General features: G+C 38.1%; 3 protein-coding genes. All 3 read right to left on the bottom strand.

What is annotated here, in order from left to right; all coding sequences use genetic code 11:
• On the bottom strand, positions 1-721 hold a 721-nt coding region (locus tag ACG9ZL_RS20910), incomplete at its 3' end, for a zonular occludens toxin domain-containing protein (protein WP_419361795.1).
• Between the two features lie 75 nt (positions 722-796).
• Positions 797-1078: a DUF2523 family protein gene (locus ACG9ZL_RS20905; RefSeq protein WP_419361792.1), complete on the bottom strand. Its 282-nt coding sequence runs from the start codon at positions 1076-1078 to the stop codon at positions 797-799.
• Between the two features lies 1 nt (position 1079).
• On the bottom strand, positions 1080-1573 hold a 494-nt coding region (locus tag ACG9ZL_RS20900; protein WP_419361789.1), incomplete at its 5' end, for a virulence factor TspB C-terminal domain-related protein.

Below are 1573 nucleotides of genomic sequence, written 5' to 3'. Positions count from 1 at the left end.
TTACAGATGATGCTTGAGAATCTATAACTGTATTCGGCTTTTGTTCACCACTCGCAATTTGTGCATTCTCTCTGATTTTTGAAGCACTTAAAAATGGGTTATTTGAACCAAAGACCATATATAAAATAATTGAAACAACAACAAGTAAAAAACCACCAAGCTTGTAATAAAGCACAGGTATTTTAAGTTTGTGGGTATCAATCGTGGTGGATTTATATTTATCGAAGATCTTTGTATCAGGTTTAAATTTTTCGTGGCTTTCTGCTTTGTTTTTAGAGCCTGTGGAGTCAGGCATCATCACCGCATAACGCCACAAGAATACGTCAGCAAAACCACGACCATAAGCACGGTGTAAGTGATAGTGTGAACCCACTAGACCCAGTAAATGATTATGTAAGAAGTTGGGACTTTGAGTGATAAGAATAATGTCATGCCCAGTATGACGATGGGTTTCTAATTCTTGTACACGTCCGTCAGTACTCAGTTTTTCTCGACCCTTATACTTAAAGAAATCAAACTGCTGAGCTTCATCATAAATAACGATAGAGCCGTCAGGTGTATTTCTCCAATCATCATTTTCAGGAAGTGGATTTACACCCTCATAATCAAAGCCATCAATGTTTGTATAAACTGGACGACCTTCTTTTAAATAATTTAAAGCTCGAGTAGCAGCCATAGCAGTTTTAAAAGAACCAGGCTTACCCGTAAACAGAAATAGCATTTCTTTGTACTCCTTTTATTTCATGACACGCCCCACGCTACGTACACGGAGACGCGTACGGTGCGTGTAAGCGCGTCACGACATTTTTTTTAGTGACATTGAACTCGCAACAATAGTTGCACGGGCAACAAGTGCACCAATAATGATTGAGATGGCTTGATCTATGCCTGAGATGCTAAGTAAACCTAGATATGTAGGGTCGACATTAGATGAGGCATCTATAGCTTTTTGAATGAATTTTGAAAGTATTCCATTGATAATTGCAGATGAGACAATGGCTACTCCAGCACCAAATAGGACCTTTTTGGCGAAGTTTGAAAGCAACCATGAACCGATGTGAAAGAGTAATGCTGGCATATTATCCCCTCATCCCTAAAATAATGTAGGCAGCAGAGAAGTAAGCACATGCAATGATTGCCCATCTTATTTTTGAAAGTAATTCACACCAAGGAGACCATTTAAGAATCAATGTAGAAGATTGACCCATTAAAGAAATCGGAATTTGTACGTCAGGTGGACATGATGCAGACCAAGAAACATAGGACTTTTCATAGTCACCGACATCATATTCTTCGATTGTAGGTTTTTCATTTTCAGGGAGATTATTTTCTCCAGTAAGCCAATCTTTTATATCTTTGAGTAGAGAGTTACCCTCTTCTTGACCCTTGGCAATTTGATCTAATTTTTTGCCATTTTCTTTGGTTGCTTCAGTGCCTTTATTAACTGCATTGGTAACTTTCTCACCGTTTGCATTGACAGAATTTGAGACTTTATCGCCATTTCCATTGACCGCACTGGTGACAGCATTAACTGAATTATTCAGAGAATCTATTGCTGATTTAACAGAATTAA

The organism is Acinetobacter legionensis (genome assembly GCF_048551735.1).
Lineage (GTDB): Bacteria > Pseudomonadota > Gammaproteobacteria > Pseudomonadales > Moraxellaceae > Acinetobacter.
The sequence above is the reverse complement of the archived record's forward strand: the minus strand, read 5'-3'. Positions and strand labels throughout refer to the sequence as shown.

Coding starts and splice junctions, on each gene's coding strand:
- ACG9ZL_RS20905 (WP_419361792.1), bottom strand. CDS start 1,078: ATGCCAGCATTACTCTTTCACATCGGTTCATGGTTGCTTTCAAACTTC.